Annotated in this window: 16 protein-coding genes; 10 read left to right on the top strand and 6 right to left on the bottom strand. The window is 67.4% G+C overall.

Annotated features, from left to right (window positions below; translation table 11 throughout):
* Positions 1 to 59 precede the first annotated feature (59 nt).
* Positions 60 to 377, bottom strand: a complete 318-nt coding sequence (locus tag AC3EC3_RS14130; protein ID WP_488490237.1) for an EthD family reductase — start codon at positions 375 to 377, stop codon at positions 60 to 62.
* Positions 378 to 506: 129 nt separating this feature from the next.
* Positions 507 to 1,028, bottom strand: coding sequence for a cytochrome b (locus AC3EC3_RS14125; RefSeq protein ID WP_409934935.1), 522 nt, complete (start codon positions 1,026 to 1,028; stop codon positions 507 to 509).
* A 223-nt stretch (positions 1,029 to 1,251) separates the two neighbouring features.
* Here AC3EC3_RS14125 and AC3EC3_RS14120 point away from each other — a divergent pair, with 223 nt between their 5' ends.
* From AC3EC3_RS14120 to AC3EC3_RS14110, 3 genes are read left to right on the top strand one after another with little or no spacing between them, the layout of a single operon-like run.
* A complete protein-coding gene (locus tag AC3EC3_RS14120; protein WP_488490236.1) occupies positions 1,252 to 2,721 on the top strand; it encodes a helicase HerA domain-containing protein in 1,470 nt (489 codons plus the stop codon).
* Between the two features lie 13 nt (positions 2,722 to 2,734).
* A complete protein-coding gene (locus tag AC3EC3_RS14115) occupies positions 2,735 to 2,920 on the top strand; it encodes a DUF4169 family protein (protein ID WP_488490235.1) in 186 nt (61 codons plus the stop codon).
* Positions 2,920 to 3,123 (top strand): hypothetical protein, encoded by a 204-nt coding sequence (locus tag AC3EC3_RS14110; RefSeq protein ID WP_260926672.1) that lies wholly within the window; start codon positions 2,920 to 2,922, stop codon positions 3,121 to 3,123. Before AC3EC3_RS14115 ends, AC3EC3_RS14110 begins: the two co-directional genes overlap by 1 nt.
* A gap of 71 nt (positions 3,124 to 3,194) precedes the next feature.
* On the opposite strand, the gene AC3EC3_RS14105 is transcribed toward AC3EC3_RS14110, so the two are convergent.
* Both AC3EC3_RS14105 and AC3EC3_RS14100 read right to left on the bottom strand, forming a co-directional pair.
* Complete coding sequence (locus AC3EC3_RS14105; RefSeq protein WP_488490234.1) at positions 3,195 to 3,683, bottom strand: hypothetical protein; 489 nt, start codon at positions 3,681 to 3,683, stop codon at positions 3,195 to 3,197.
* A gap of 149 nt (positions 3,684 to 3,832) precedes the next feature.
* Positions 3,833 to 4,993 carry a L,D-transpeptidase family protein gene (locus AC3EC3_RS14100; protein ID WP_488490233.1) on the bottom strand — a complete coding sequence of 387 codons (1,161 nt, stop codon included), beginning with the start codon at positions 4,991 to 4,993 and terminating at the stop codon, positions 3,833 to 3,835.
* Positions 4,994 to 5,150: 157 nt separating this feature from the next.
* On the opposite strand from AC3EC3_RS14100, the gene AC3EC3_RS14095 reads away from it, so the two are divergent.
* From AC3EC3_RS14095 to AC3EC3_RS14070, 6 genes are all read left to right on the top strand, one after another.
* Positions 5,151 to 6,341 (top strand): aminotransferase class I/II-fold pyridoxal phosphate-dependent enzyme, encoded by a 1,191-nt coding sequence (locus tag AC3EC3_RS14095; protein WP_488490232.1) that lies wholly within the window; start codon positions 5,151 to 5,153, stop codon positions 6,339 to 6,341.
* Entirely contained in the window at positions 6,338 to 6,991 is a 654-nt protein-coding gene (locus tag AC3EC3_RS14090; RefSeq protein ID WP_488490231.1) for an alpha/beta fold hydrolase, read from the top strand. The genes AC3EC3_RS14095 and AC3EC3_RS14090 overlap by 4 nt, the downstream gene beginning before the upstream one ends.
* Entirely contained in the window at positions 6,988 to 7,749 is a 762-nt protein-coding gene (locus AC3EC3_RS14085) for a methyltransferase domain-containing protein (RefSeq protein ID WP_488490230.1), read from the top strand. Before AC3EC3_RS14090 ends, AC3EC3_RS14085 begins: the two co-directional genes overlap by 4 nt.
* A complete protein-coding gene (gene bioD / locus AC3EC3_RS14080) occupies positions 7,746 to 8,405 on the top strand; it encodes a dethiobiotin synthase (protein ID WP_488490229.1) in 660 nt (219 codons plus the stop codon). Before AC3EC3_RS14085 ends, bioD begins: the two co-directional genes overlap by 4 nt.
* Positions 8,402 to 9,661, top strand: coding sequence for an adenosylmethionine--8-amino-7-oxononanoate transaminase (locus AC3EC3_RS14075; RefSeq protein ID WP_488490228.1), 1,260 nt, complete (start codon positions 8,402 to 8,404; stop codon positions 9,659 to 9,661). The genes bioD and AC3EC3_RS14075 overlap by 4 nt, the downstream gene beginning before the upstream one ends.
* Before the next feature lie 91 nt (positions 9,662 to 9,752).
* The gene (locus AC3EC3_RS14070; protein ID WP_488490227.1) at positions 9,753 to 10,385 is read left to right on the top strand and encodes a glutathione S-transferase family protein; all 633 of its coding nucleotides are present in this window, start codon (positions 9,753 to 9,755) and stop codon (positions 10,383 to 10,385) included.
* A gap of 125 nt (positions 10,386 to 10,510) precedes the next feature.
* On the opposite strand, the gene map is transcribed toward AC3EC3_RS14070, so the two are convergent.
* Both map and tcuC read right to left on the bottom strand, forming a co-directional pair.
* Positions 10,511 to 11,338, bottom strand: a complete 828-nt coding sequence (gene map / locus AC3EC3_RS14065; RefSeq protein ID WP_260926658.1) for a type I methionyl aminopeptidase — start codon at positions 11,336 to 11,338, stop codon at positions 10,511 to 10,513.
* Positions 11,339 to 11,393: 55 nt separating this feature from the next.
* A complete protein-coding gene (gene tcuC, locus AC3EC3_RS14060) occupies positions 11,394 to 12,662 on the bottom strand; it encodes a tricarballylate/proton symporter TcuC (protein ID WP_488490226.1) in 1,269 nt (422 codons plus the stop codon).
* A 246-nt stretch (positions 12,663 to 12,908) separates the two neighbouring features.
* Here tcuC and aroD point away from each other — a divergent pair, with 246 nt between their 5' ends.
* The gene (aroD, locus tag AC3EC3_RS14055) at positions 12,909 to 13,799 is read left to right on the top strand and encodes a type I 3-dehydroquinate dehydratase (RefSeq protein ID WP_488490225.1); all 891 of its coding nucleotides are present in this window, start codon (positions 12,909 to 12,911) and stop codon (positions 13,797 to 13,799) included.
* Positions 13,800 to 13,843 lie beyond the last annotated feature (44 nt).

The raw sequence follows: 13,843 nt of genomic DNA, 5'->3' as shown, positions 1-13,843 counted from the left end.
ATCGCCTATGCCCCGCCGACATGACATCGATGTGACTTTGGCGGCAGGTTCCCGGCGGTTCAGCTGGCCGCAGTATAGTTCAGCGGCACGATGTCGGTGAAATTGGCGACGTCGGCAACCAGCTTCGCCGTGCCCGCGTCGGCAAGCGCGGCGGCCATGGCCGTCTCGTCACGGAAGCGCAGGACCGAGATGCAGGCATAGGGCTGCGCGGGATCGGTGGGATAGAACACCTCGGTGCCGGTCAGCCCGTGCGCGCCCCAGACCTCGCGTGCCAGCCCCATGTGATGCTCGTCGTAATAGGCGCGGTCGAAATGCGCGCCGTCGTGGGTCAGGTAGGTAACGATCAGGGCCGGACTGGGCTGAACTGGACTGGACATGCGACGGGCTCCGTTCTGCAACAAGGTATGCCTTGCGATCTGGGTACGCAGCCCCGGATCGCAAGGCGTACAACGCATGAAACTGCACACAATTCCCGCAAGGCGGGTTCGGTGCCCGTCAAGTATCCCTCAGAGCATCCGGCGCAGCACGGTATCGCGCAGCACGAAGTGATGGCGCAGCGCCGCCGCGATGTGCAGCACCAGAACCACCGCCATCGAATAGCCGAACACGGTGTGGAATTCGTGGCTGAAGCCGACGAGCGCATCGCCCTTGGCGAACGGCAGCTTGGGCCAGTCGAACAGCCCGAACCACGAAAGATCGCGCGGACTGGCCGACGCGAAGATCCAGCCCGACAACGGCATCCCGATCATGCCAACATACAGCAGCACATGGACCAGCGTGGCAGCCCCACGCTCCCAGCCGGGCATGTGCGAGGGGTACGGCGGATGCGTCCAGGTCAGGCGCCACAGCAGCCTTGCGACCGAAAGCACCAGCACGGTCAAGCCAATCGCCTTGTGCGAGGGGATCAGCACCGCGCCCATATGCAGCGGCTCGTGCAGGATGCCCGAAAGCAGGTTGCAGATGATCAGCACCGCAATCGACCAGTGCAACGCCCGCGCGACGCCGTTGTATTTCTCCACGCTTGTCATGGTTATTCTCAAGTCCCTTGTCCACTGGAACGCCCATTTGGGCATCCCTTGGGGCACTGCTTGCGAGCGCCTCTCAATCGCGTGAGAGTGGCAGTTTCGCGTAGACCTTCAAGCGCTAAATCGTATCGCCAACGCGACAGGTACAGGCCATGGCACGACGCTCTGGGGAAAGCCGCCCCCTCCCCCTTTGCATCGCGGCCTTGCTTTGCGTATCCCGCCGCTTGTGAAAGCGAACATCGTGATCGGCCAGACCCCGAACGGGGACGCGATCGACATCGACATCACCGAACTTCTCGCGACCCGCCTGCTGGTGCAGGGCAATTCCGGGTCCGGAAAGTCGCACCTGCTGCGCCGGTTGCTGGAAGAGAGCGCCGGGATCGTCCAGCAGGTAGTGATCGACCCGGAAGGCGATTTCGTCAGCCTTGCCGAGGAATTCGGCCATGTCGTAATCGACGCGGGCGCCTATGGCGAGGCCGAGATCGTGCGGCTGGGCGCGCGCATCCGCCAGCATCGCGCCTCGGTGGTGCTGGCGCTCGATTCGCTGGAAATCGACCAGCAGATGAAGTGCGCCGCGCAGTTCCTCAACGCCATGTTCGATGCCCCGCGCGACCAGTGGTATCCCGCGCTGGTGGTGGTGGACGAGGCGCAGCTGTTCGCGCCCGCCGCTGCCGGTGAGGTTTCCGAGGAAGCACGCCGTATCTCGCTGGGCGCGATGACCAACCTGATGTGCCGTGGCCGCAAGCGCGGTCTGGCCGGCGTGATTGCCACCCAGCGCCTGGCCAAGCTGGCCAAGAACGTGGCGGCGGAAGCCAGCAACTTCCTGATGGGCCGCACGTTCCTCGACATCGACATGATCCGCGCTGCCGACCTGCTGGGCATGGAACGCCGTCAGGCCGAGCAGATCCGCGACCTTGCGCGCGGGCAGTTCCTCGGCCTCGGCCCGGCGATCAGCCGCCGTCCGGTGGCGGTGAACATCGGCGCGGTGCGTACCGGCGCCAAGTCGGTCACACCCGGCCTCGCCCCGCTGCCGACCGCCAGCACCGAAGACATGCGCGAGCTGCTCCACGCCAACCTGCACGTGGAGACCGAGCGCCCCGAGTTCCCCCGCCCCGCCCCGCGCGTGGTCGAGGATGTCGAGGAATTGTCCGAGCGGATTTCCGCGCTCGACAGCCTTGGCGGCGCCGTGCCGCGCCCCGAACGCGCCGAGCCCGAGCCCGAAGAAAACCGCGCGGCGATGCTCGAAATCCTGAACGGCATGGCGGCAGAGCCCGACTGCACCTTCCAGTCGGCCACCACGCTGTTCCAGGACTACACGATCCGCTGCCGGATGAAGGGCATCTCGGTGCGCGGCCTCGATGCCACCGCCTTCCGCCGGGGCTTCGCTGCCGCACTCGCCGGGATCGAAGACCCTGACGACGAGCGCTGGACCGATCTGGTCAATCTGGCCAAGCACGTCCCCGACGATGCATTGGCGACGTTCTACACCATCGCCAAGTTCGCGATGGACAACCGCCCCTGCCCCGACGACATGGAACTGGCGCGGATCTACGGCACCAGCAGCCCGCGCCGCGTGCAGCGCCTGCTCGACTATCTGGAAAAGGACGGCCTGATCGTTGTGCGCACCGATTTTTCGGGCAAGCGTTCGGTCGCGCTGCCCGATCTGGGGGTGACGACGGCCCCGGTCGAGGCGTAGAGTAGCGGCTGTCATGGCCGAAATCGTCAATCTTCGCATGGCCCGCAAGGCCAAGGCCCGCGCCACCGCCAGCGTTCAGGCAGACACCGCCCGCGCGCAGCATGGTCGCACCAAGGCCGAAAAGACCGCCACCCGCGCCGAAGTCACCCGGATCGGCAAGGCTCTGGACGGCGCGAAACGCGAGAAGGAGCAGGACTGATGCGCACGACCTATGGCGAGGCCACCGTCCGGCTCTATCACCTCGATGGCGGAGCCGAAGGCGGTGCTGCCAACACCCTGTTCTACGGCTCGCTCACCGAAGCGCTGCGCATCGCCGAGCTTCAGCCCGAAGAGGTGCAGGACGGCCTGTTCATCGCCACCGACAACGACGTGGTGGCCTATCTCGACCTGATCGAGAGCTGACCCCCGTTCGCGCATGCCCTTGGGCATCACCCGAACGGGGTAAGGTCGCTGCCAGCCCCCGCTCCCAATCTTCAGAAGTGGGCCGTGATACCCGCCGCCAGATAGTGGTCGCCAAGGTCGCCCTTCACCGAGAACAGCGGCGCGATCGGCACCGCGACCGTGCCGTAAGGCCGCAGGTTGTCGCCCATCCAGCGCGCGCCCAGGCCTACCGATGCCATCGGCAGGCTGTAGGTCGCCTCGACGCGGGCATAGAGCTTGGTGCCGCTGCCGTCGCAGTGGTGCCCGCCCACTTCGCTGTCGTCGGAATTGGCATAACAGGCGCCGTCGTCCTTGTAATAGCCGGGGTGATCGCGGTCGTAGACGAATACGCCGACCATCGGCGTCACCTTGATCGGGCCGTCGTTGACGATCGGCATGCCGACGCCAAGTTCACCGCCCCACTGGCCTTCGGACTTGGCCACATTGGCTTCTGCCGTGACCTGCGCCGAGGCAGGCGCTGCCATGACCGCAAGGCCCGAGACCGACAGCGCCGCTGCCAGCACCACGCGTGCGTTGTTCATACGAAACTTCCCTCATATCGTGTTGAAAGCGCGTATTTCCGCGCCTTCCCCTGTCCTGACCCGGCTACTCCCGCCGGGCGACGAGCGACAAGCCCTGCCGTCGCGGCTCGCCCCGCGCAGGACTCGCCTCGTCCCTCAGGCGTGCTGCATCAGGGCTGGAACACCACTTTCGTACCCGCCGAAACCATCTCGGCCACGCGCGCGGCATCCCAGTTGGTCAGACGCACGCAGCCGTGGCTTTCGGTGTGGCCGATGTTCTGCGGCTCAGGTGTGCCGTGGATGCCGTAGTGCGGCTTGGACAGGTCCATCCACACCACGCCGACCGGCCCGTTAGGCCCCGGCGGAAGACGCGCGGCCTTGGCGTTCTTCGAGGCATCCCAGAACAGCTTGGGGTTGAACTGATAATCGGGATTGCGCGCCTCGCCCTGGATCGTCCAGGTGCCGATCGGCAGCGGATCGTGCTCGGACCCGGTGGTGACGGGGAACTGGCCGATCAGACGATCCTGCCTGTCGAACACGCGCAGCACGCCGTCGGACTTGTCGACCACCAGATGATCGGCCTTTGCCTGCCGGGGCGAAACGCCGAGCGAGACCAGCGTCTCGTTCCAGTCGCGCGCGTCCTTCTCGAACCCTTCGGGCTTCACGTCGGGAATATTGGGCACCCACAAGGGCTTGCCCGCCGCGATCATGGCCTGCGCGCCGTTGAGGGCGATCAGCGTTTCGGGAGTCGTGTGGAACCGCTCGGCCAGCGCCTCGGCCATGGTGCGGTAGCCGAGGTGGTCGAACTTCGCCATGCCGCTCTCGCTGGTGGGAAGATCGGGATAGAACTTCTGCGTCACGAATGCCTTGGGCACCGTCACCAGCACGGCAGGCGCCACCTGCTGCCAGCGCGCGAGAGCCTGCCGGGTTGCATCGTCCAGCTCTCCCGTCGCGGCGATGTCGTTGGCGCTCTGGAAACCGGCCAGCGCTTTCTTGAACGAAGCGCCCGGCTTGCCGTCGATCACGCCCGGAGAGAAGCCCAGCCGATCCAGCACGACCTGTGCCTGCATCGCCGGTGTCGCGGCGGCGGGCGGAGGCCCCGGATTGGCGACCGGGCGGAAGGCCATGCTGGTGGCCAGCGCCACGCCCGGATCGGGGGCGCTCGCCGGGGCGGGAGTAGCGGCAGGCGCGGCGCCGGGCTGATCGCTCTCGGCCTTGCCCGGATCGGGATGGCACGCCGCCAGCAGTCCGGCGACGAGCGCACACGAGAGCAACGGAAGGCGGCCCCTGACAAGGCGACCGGAGATCAGGATGGTATTGGTCTTGTCCATGCCCCGATAACGCACAAGATCTCCCGAAGGTGCCGCACGGCGCAGAACCGCAGCGCCATCCCGCCGCCCGCCTGCGACAATTCGCGCAAGTGCCCTGCCCCACAATGCCTCCTAATCCCATTGCCCCGCTGCGCCCTCTGGCCTACCCGGCAGCATCATGAGCAGGCCCCATTCCCCCCTTGATGCCCCTCTTCGCCAGGCGCTCGACAAGATCGAACAGGCTGGCCGCCGCCGCGTGCTGCGTGCTGCCGCCATGGCTCCGCAAGGACGCATCGTGCGCGACGGGCGCGAGCTGGTGGACTTCGCCAGCAATGACTATCTCGGCCTTGCCACCCATCCGCTGCCCGCACAGCGCGCGAGTGAGTGGGCGCAGGAACTGGGCACAGGCTCGGGCGCCTCGCGGCTCGTGACGGGCACCAGCGCGGCCCATCTCGCCGTGGAGGCCCGGCTCGCCGCGTTCAAGCATTGCGAGGCGGCGATGATCTTCGCCTCGGGCTGGCAGGCCAATGCCGCGACGATCCCCGCGCTGATCGCGGCGATGCCTGGCGTCGCGGTGTTCAGCGACCGGCTGATCCACGCCTCAATGCACGCCGGGATCGCGTCGTCGGGCGTGCGCCAGCAGCGCTTCCGCCACAACGACCTCGCGCATCTGGAAGAACTGCTCGCCACGAAAGGCGCCGAGGCCCCGGCCCGGCTGATCCTGACCGAAAGCGTGTTCTCGATGGACGGCGACCGCGCCGATGTGGCCGAACTCGCCGCCATCGCCCGCCGTCACAATGCGATCCTCTATGTCGACGAGGCCCATGCAACCGGCGTGCTCGGGCCACAGGGCGCGGGGCTTTGCGCCGGAGTACCAGAGGGCGTGGACGTGGTGATGGGCACGTTCAGCAAGGCGCTGGGCGGGTTCGGCGCCTATGTCGCGGGATCGCAAGTGCTGATCGACTACCTCTCCAATGCCGCCAGCGGCTTCGTCTTCACCACCGCGCCGCCGCCCGCCGTGCTCGGCGCGCTCGATGCCGCGCTCGATCTGGTGCCGACGATGGACGCCGAGCGCGCGCATCTGGCCGCGCTGGGCGAGCGGCTGCGCGGGGGGCTGACTGCACTGGGGCTGGACCATGGCGAGTCCTCGACCCAGATCGTCCCCGCCGTGCTGGGCACCGAGGCGCGCACGATGGCCGTCGCCGCCGCGCTGGAAGCCGCAGGCTTCCTCACCGGCGCGATCCGCCCGCCGACCGTCCCTGCCGGAACCAGTCGCCTGCGCATCGCACTACGCGCCACCCACGCGCTGGCAGACGTCGACGCGCTGCTGATCGCGCTGGCCGAGGCGGTGAAGGCAAACCCTGCATGAAGCTGCTGTTCCTCCACGGCTGGGGCTTCGACGCCTCGTTCTGGGAACCCTTGCGCGCGGCCCTGCCCGAATATGCGCAGGCAGCCGACGATCGCGGCTATTTCGGCGATCCGCGCACGCTGACGCCGGACCGCATGGGCACTCCGCTGCTGGCCGTGACGCACTCGTTCGGCACCATGCGCCTGCTCGTCGATCCGCCGCCGGGCCTTGTCGGCCTTGTCGCCATCAACGGCTTCGACCATTTCTCCGCCCGGCCCGACCGTCCCGGCGTGCCGATGCGCGTGCTCGACCGGATGCTGCGCCGCTTCGACGAAGACCCGGCCCCCGTACTCGCCGAGTTCCGCCGCCAGATCGGCTGCCACGACGATTTCGAGATGTGCGAGCCCGAGCCCTTGCGCGAAGACCTGCTCGCCATGCGCGATGCCCACCTTGTCGTCAGCCCGGTGCCGGTGCTGGCGATCCACGGCAGCGCCGATCCGCTGCTTCCCCCGGACCTGCGCGCCGCCACGTTCACGCGGGGAGCCCATCCGGCGCGGCGGATGGACTCGCCCGAGGGCGGGCATCTGCTGCCGCGCGAGAACCCGGCGCTGTGTGCCGCCGCGATCCGGGGCATGATCGCCTCGCTGCCCGCAGGAACCGCGACGGCATGAGCCCGATCCCGCATGAGGAAGTCGCCCACCGCTTCGGCGCCGCGCGCGACTATGACGGCAATGCCCATGTCCAGAAGCGCATCGCCGAAGCGCTCGCCGCACGGATCGCCGCCCTCGGCCTGCCCCGCCCCGTGCGCGGGCTGGAGATCGGCTGCGGCACCGGCTTCCTGACGCAGGCCATGCACGAACGCGGTATCGCGGGCGAGTGGCTCGTCACCGACCTTGCCCCCGAAATGGTTGCGCGGTGCGAGGCGCGCATGGCAGGCAGCGCAGCGCATCGCTTCGCGGTGCTCGACGGCGAGCGCGAGACGCCCGAGGGCAGCCCGTTCGACCTGATCGTCTCCAGCCTTGCCGTGCAGTGGTTCGACGATGCGCCCGCCGCGCTCGCCCGGCTGGCCGAGCAATTGGCCCCCGGTGGCCATCTCATGGTGACGACCCTCGGCCCGAAGACCTTCTCGCACTGGCGCGCGGCGCACGAAGCGCAAGGGCTTGCCCCCGGCACCCCCGCCTTCGCGCCCATAGACACGTTCCGTGCGCTCGGAGAAATCACCGTCGAAACCCTGACCGAGCAGCACGCCGATGCCCATGCCTTCCTGCGCGCGGTCAAGGCCATCGGTGCAGGACATGCCGCCAGCGAACACCGCCCGCTCAGCCCGCGCCAGTTGCGCGCGGTGATGGCGCAGTTCGAGAAATCGGGAGCCTGTGCCGACTACGAGGTGGTGACGGTACACCTGCAAGCTGGCAGGGAGCAGGCATGACTACCCTCTCTTCTTTCCGCCCCATCGTCGTTACCGGCACCGATACCGAAATCGGCAAGACCGTCTTCGCTGCCGCACTGGCAGGCGCGCTGAACGCGCAGGGCAACGCCTATTACTGGAAGCCGGTACAGGCCGGGCTCGAAGCCGACGGTGGCGACCGCGACCGCGTGGCGCGCCTCTCCGGTCTGCCCTCCGAGCGGGTGCTGCCCGACGCCTATCGCCTGACCACCCCCTGCTCTCCGCACCTCGCCGCCGAGATCGACGGCGTGACCATCGACCCGGCCCGCCTCGCGCTGCCACAGGTCGGCGGGCCGCTGGTGGTCGAAGGCGCGGGCGGCGCGCTGGTCCCGCTCGACCGGCAGACGACCTATGCCGACCAGTTCGCCCGCTGGGGCGCCCCTGTGGTGCTGGTCTCGCGCACGCAACTGGGCGCGATCAACCACGCGCTGCTCTCCATCGAGGCGCTGCGTTCGCGCGGGATCGCGATCCTCGGCGTCGCTTTCGTGGGCGACAACGTGGAAGACAGCGAGGCGACGATCTGCGCGATGGGCGGCGTAAAGCGCCTCGGCCGCCTGCCGAAACTCGATTCGCTCAATCCCGAAACGCTGCGCGCGGCCTTCGCTGCTGCGTTCAGGCTGGAGGACTTCCTCGCATGAGCGGCTCCTCCATCTGGCACCCCTTCACGCAGCATGGTCTGGGCGAGGAAATCCCGCTGGTGGACCGGGCCGAGAGCGCGCTGCTCCATCTGGCCGACGGGCGCACACTCATCGATGCGATTTCCTCATGGTGGGTGACGACTCACGGCCATGCCAACCCGCGCATCATGGCGGCCATCGCCGCGCAGGCGGGCAAGCTCGACCAGATCATCTTCGCCGGATACACCCACGCCCCCGCCGAGGAGGTCGCGGCAGGCCTGCGCGCGATCATGCCCGGAAGCCTGACGCGGGTGTTCTTCTCGGACAGCGGCTCCACCTGCGTCGAAGTCGCACTGAAGATGGCGCTCGGCTACTGGCAGGCCCGCAAGGAAGCGCGCCACCGCATCGTGGTGATGGAGCATTCGTACCACGGCGACACCATCGGCGCGATGTCGGTGGGCGAGCGCGGCGTGTTCACCCAGCCTTACGGCCCGCTGCTGTTCGACGTGGGCCGCGTGCCCTTTCCGGCGGCAGGCGCGGAGCAGGCGACGCTCGATGCTCTGGAAGCGCTGTGCGCGCAGGGCGACGTGGCGGCGTTCATCGTTGAGCCGCTGGTGCTTGGTTCGGGCGGGATGCTGTTCTATTCGCCCAAGATGCTCGCCGCGATGCAGGCGATCTGCGCCGCGCACGGCGTGCTGTTCATCGCCGACGAGGTGATGACCGCCTGGGGCCGCACCGGCACGCTGCTGGCCTGCGAGCAGGCGGGCGTGGTGCCCGATATACTGTGCCTGTCCAAGGGGCTGACCGGCGGTTCGGTCCCGCTTGCCGTCACCATGGCGCGCGAGGAAATCTTCCAGGCGCACTGGTCGAACGACCGGGCGAAAATGTTCTTCCACTCCTCCAGCTACACCGCCAACCCGATCGCCTGCGCGGCGGCGGCCGCGAACCTCGCCATCTGGCGCGAAGAGCCGGTGCTGGAGCGAATCACCGATCTCGGCGCCCGCCAGCAGCAGCGGCTGGACGCGCTGGCCGCCACCGGCGCCATCGACAACCCGCGCCGCTGCGGCACCATCGCGGCGGTGGACCTGCCGGTGCGCGAAACCAGCGGCGGCTATCTCGACACCCGCCAGCCGCGCCTTGTCGCCTTCTTCCGTGAACAGGGCGTGCTGCTGCGTCCGCTGGGCAATACCGTCTACGTGATGCCGCCCTACGGCATCTCCGACGATCAGCTCGACAGCGTATGGGCCGCCATCGCCGAGGCTGCCGCGCGGTTCTGAAGTGTTCGGGAACGGGTGAGGCGCTCGCGCGCTTGATTTCCTCAAGAGGTGCGGCGGATGTGACGCCGCGCCGCATGGGGAGGCCCGACGCATGATCCTTGTCCACCATCTGGAGAACTCGCGCTCACAGCGTGTGCTGTGGCTGCTGGAGGAACTGGGCCTGCCTTACGAGGTGCGCCGCTATGCGCGCGACCGCAAGACGATGCTCGCCCCGCCCGAGTTGCGCCGTATCCATCCGCTGGGCAAGTCTCCGGTGATCGAGGATAGCCAGACCGGCCTGACGCTCGCCGAAACCGGCGCCATCGTCGAATATCTGGTGGAGAAGGCGGGTGGCCGGTTCGGTCCACCTGCCGACGATGACGGCGCCCGGCGCTATCGCTTCTTCCTGCACTATGCCGAAGGATCGGTGATGCCGGTGCTGCTGCTCAAGCTGGTGCTCAGCCGCATCCCGATCATGGGCAGGATCGCGCTCAGGCGCGTGGCGCCGATGATCGCGGTGCATCTGGACTATATCGAAAGCGAACTGGCGCAGCGGCCCTGGTTTGCCGGGGACAGCATCAGCGCGGCCGATGTGATGATGAGCTTTCCGGTGGAGGCCGCCCGATCCCGCGCGGGGATGGACGCCCAGCGCTATCCCCACGCCGCTGCGTGGCTGGCGAAAGTCCACGCGCGCCCGGCTTATCAGCGCGCGCTCGAAGCGGGCGGGCGCTATGCCTATGCGTGAGGCACGGGGGTAAACTACTGTTCGTCATCCCCGCGAAGGCGGGGATCCAGTCTGCGGTTGCGCGCAGGCGAAACGTCGAAGCTGGATTTCCGCCTGCGCGGGAATGACGAAATAAAAGGGGCCCCTTACACGTAAGGCGGCTGGTGCCAGCCCTTGGCGCTCTGGGTGAAGATTTCTACGCCGTCTGCAGTGATGCCGATCGAGTGCTCGAACTGCGCCGAGAGCGACTTGTCGCGCGTCACTGCCGTCCAGCCGTCATTAAGCATCTTCACGGCGGGCTTGCCGAGGTTGATCATCGGCTCGATGGTGAAGAACATGCCCTCGCGCAGTTCCGGGCCGGTGCCGGGGCGCCCGGCGTGGACGACCTCGGGCGCGTCGTGGAACAGGCGGCCAACGCCGTGACCGCAGAAATCGCGCACCACGCCATAACGGTTGGCCTCGGCATGCTCCTGGATCGCCGCGCTGATATCGCCCAGACGGATGCCCGGACGCGCCATGTTCACGCCGATCATCAGGCATTCGTAAGTGACATCGACCAGCTTGCGCGCCTTGAGCGGGACATCGCCGACAAGGTACATGCGGCTGGTATCGCCATGCCAGCCATCGACCAGCGGGGTCACGTCGACATTGACGATATCGCCGCTCTTGAAGGTCTTTTCCGAGGGAATGCCGTGGCACACGACATGGTTGATCGAGATGCAGCACGAATGCGCATAGCCGCGATAGCCCATCGTCGCCGGCACCGCGCCCGCATCGAGCGTCATCTCGCGCACCTTGTCGTCGATCGAGGCGGTGGTGACGCCCGGCTGGATCAGCGGCGCGATCTCGTCGAGGATCGCGGCGGCGAGCGCGCCGGCCTTGCGCATGCCCGCAAAGCCGTCCGGCCCGTGCAGCTTGATGGTCCCGTCACGCAGCAGCGTGTCGCCCGGCTCGACTGTCTGATATTCGGTCATGCCGGGCGATATAGCGCCGATGGTCGCGGATTGCGAGGGTCGGCGCGCCGCTGTTTCAAGCGCTCCGGCGCGCTCGTCCCGCTGCCAGCACGGCGATCAGGCTCACCAGCGCGATGACGCTCAGCCACACACCGGGAATGGCGCGGTTATGCGTCGCGCCGATCGCCCAGGTCACCAGAAACGGGGTGAACCCGCCCACCGCCGTCGCCAGACTGTAGGCGAGGCTGAAACCAGAGGCGCGCACCTCGGCAGGCACGATCTCGGTCAGGTAGACGACCATCGCCGAGTTGTAGCTGGCATAGAGCGCCGAAAGCCACAGCTCGACCACGATCAGACGCACCACGCTGGGCTCGCCTGCCAGCCAGACCATCGCCGGGTAGGCGGTCAGCAGCATCAGCACCGTGCAGGCGAGCAGGATCGGCTTGCGTCCGATCCGGTCGGACAGTGCGCCCATCAGCGGCAGCCAGATCAGGTTCGAGGCACCGACGCCCGCCGTCACCCACAGGTTCGCTTCTTCAGGAAGGTGCAGCAGCGTGCCGAAAGTCGGGGTGTAGGCAGTGATCATGTAGAAGCTGACCGTGGTCATCATCACCATGCCGAGGCCCGTCAGCACGATGCCCTTGGACTTCCACAGGTGGCCCAGCACGGTGCCGAGGCTGGCGGGCGGCGGACGGTTCTCGAACTCGTCGCTTTCTTTCAGATGGCGGCGCAGCAGGAACAGCAGCGGCACCAGCAGACACCCGAGGCCCAGCGGCACGCGCCAGCCCCAGGCCGCAAGCTGATCCGGCCCCAGCACGCGCGACAGCGCCACACCGACCACGGCCGCGAACACCACCGCCACCTGCTGCGAGGCGGACTGCCACGATACGAAGAAGCCCTTGTGCTGCGGCGGCGCGATCTCGGCGAGGTAGACCGAGACGTTGCCCAGTTCCGCGCCTGCCGAGAAACCCTGGATCAGGCGCCCGAACAGCACCAGCACCGGCGCCAGCACGCCGATAGTCGCATAGGCGGGCGTGAAGGTCAGCGTGACGATCCCCACGCTCATCAGCGCCAGCGTCAGCAGCAACCCTGCACGGCGGCCATGGCGATCGGTGAACCCGCCCAGCACGATCGCGCCGAGAGGACGCATCAGGAACCCGGCACCGAACGTCGCCAGTGACTTGAGCAGCGCGCTGGCATTGTCTCCACTCGGGAAATAGGCCTGCCCGATGGCGGCGGCGAAATAGCCGAACACCATGAAATCGTACATTTCGAGGAAGTTGCCGCTGGCGATACGGAATACGTCGCCTGCGGTCGCACCCTGTGCGCGTTGCTGCTCGGACACTTTCGGCCGCTCTCCTGACTTTGCGCGACCAACCGCCGCTACCCAGTCGGCCTAGAGCCATTCCTGCGATATTCATAGCGTGCAAAAGCAATAATAACCGTGATCGATGCAAACGGTTGTCCTCGCTCAATTCCACACACTTGCAAAAAACACCCGGTGACAGGACCAAAATATGTTTGTACCGGATAGTTCATAGTCAGGGCGCGAGCATCAAATCGCGCCGTCTTTATAAGTGGAGTAGGAAAAATGCCCCTGTTGCAGCGCCGCGAAACCCTTTCCCTTGGAGCTGTGGCCGGGATGCTTCCCCTGCTCTCCAGCGCGGCGAGCGCCACCACCACCAAGGCAGCTCCGGTTCCCGTCCAGATGCAGCCCGTGCGCATCCGCGATGTCGAGATCGGCACCGGCCGCACCAAGACCATCGTCTCGCTGATCGAGGCGACTCCCGATGCGGTGCTGTCGCGCGCACGGCTGATGGGCGCCATGGCCGAGATCGACGTGGTGGAATACCGCATCGACTTCCTCGATGCCGCACTCGACCCGCAGGCCGTTGCCGCCACGATGCGCCCCGTCGCCGATGCCATCAAGGGCAAGCCGCTGGTCGTGACGTTCCGCACCAAGGCCGAAGGCGGCCAGAAGGCCATCACCCCTGCACAGTATGCCGCCGTCTACAATGCCGTGCTCGACAGCGGCGCGGGCGACCTGATCGACATCGAAGCCGCGTTGATGGCCGATCCCGCCGTCGCCGCGCTCAAGACACGCGTGCAGGGCATGGGCCGCAAGGTCATCATGTCGCACCACGATTTCCAGACCACCCCTTCGACCGAGGTCATGGTCGCGCTGCTGCGTCGCCAGCAGGCGCTGGGCGCGGATATCTGCAAGATCGCGGTGATGCCGCACGATCCGGGCGACGTGCTGCGCCTGCTCGATGCGACGTGGACGGTGCGCCGCGACTATGGCGACCGCCCGCTGATCACCATGGCGATGGGCGGCCTTGGCACCGTGTCGCGCGTGGCGGGCGAGATGTTCGGATCGTCGCTGAGCTTCGGCGCGCTCGGCGATCCTTCGGCGCCCGGCCAGATCAAGGTCTCGGACCTCAACGAAACGCTCACCCTGCTGCACGGCGCGCTGGGCAAGTAAGACCGAGAGGGGGGGCGGCTCAGCGCTCCCCCCCACTCGTCAGC

It is taken from the genome of Novosphingobium sp. BAM6 (assembly GCF_057784955.1).
The sequence above is the reverse complement of the archived record's forward strand: the minus strand, read 5'-3'. Positions and strand labels throughout refer to the sequence as shown.

Bases quoted from the DNA above. Each gene is read 5' to 3' on its own strand.
- AC3EC3_RS14130 (WP_488490237.1), bottom strand. From the start codon at position 377: ATGTCCAGTCCAGTTCAGCCCAGTCCGGCCCTGATCGTTACCTACCTG.
- AC3EC3_RS14125 (WP_409934935.1), bottom strand. From the start codon at position 1,028: ATGACAAGCGTGGAGAAATACAACGGCGTCGCGCGGGCGTTGCACTGG.
- AC3EC3_RS14115 (WP_488490235.1), top strand. From the start codon at position 2,735: ATGGCCGAAATCGTCAATCTTCGCATGGCCCGCAAGGCCAAGGCCCGC.
- AC3EC3_RS14110 (WP_260926672.1), top strand. From the start codon at position 2,920: ATGCGCACGACCTATGGCGAGGCCACCGTCCGGCTCTATCACCTCGAT.
- AC3EC3_RS14105 (WP_488490234.1), bottom strand. From the start codon at position 3,683: ATGAACAACGCACGCGTGGTGCTGGCAGCGGCGCTGTCGGTCTCGGGC.
- AC3EC3_RS14100 (WP_488490233.1), bottom strand. From the start codon at position 4,993: ATGGACAAGACCAATACCATCCTGATCTCCGGTCGCCTTGTCAGGGGC.
- AC3EC3_RS14095 (WP_488490232.1), top strand. From the start codon at position 5,151: ATGAGCAGGCCCCATTCCCCCCTTGATGCCCCTCTTCGCCAGGCGCTC.
- AC3EC3_RS14090 (WP_488490231.1), top strand. From the start codon at position 6,338: ATGAAGCTGCTGTTCCTCCACGGCTGGGGCTTCGACGCCTCGTTCTGG.
- AC3EC3_RS14085 (WP_488490230.1), top strand. From the start codon at position 6,988: ATGAGCCCGATCCCGCATGAGGAAGTCGCCCACCGCTTCGGCGCCGCG.
- bioD (WP_488490229.1), top strand. From the start codon at position 7,746: ATGACTACCCTCTCTTCTTTCCGCCCCATCGTCGTTACCGGCACCGAT.
- AC3EC3_RS14075 (WP_488490228.1), top strand. From the start codon at position 8,402: ATGAGCGGCTCCTCCATCTGGCACCCCTTCACGCAGCATGGTCTGGGC.
- AC3EC3_RS14070 (WP_488490227.1), top strand. From the start codon at position 9,753: ATGATCCTTGTCCACCATCTGGAGAACTCGCGCTCACAGCGTGTGCTG.
- map (WP_260926658.1), bottom strand. From the start codon at position 11,338: ATGACCGAATATCAGACAGTCGAGCCGGGCGACACGCTGCTGCGTGAC.
- aroD (WP_488490225.1), top strand. From the start codon at position 12,909: ATGCCCCTGTTGCAGCGCCGCGAAACCCTTTCCCTTGGAGCTGTGGCC.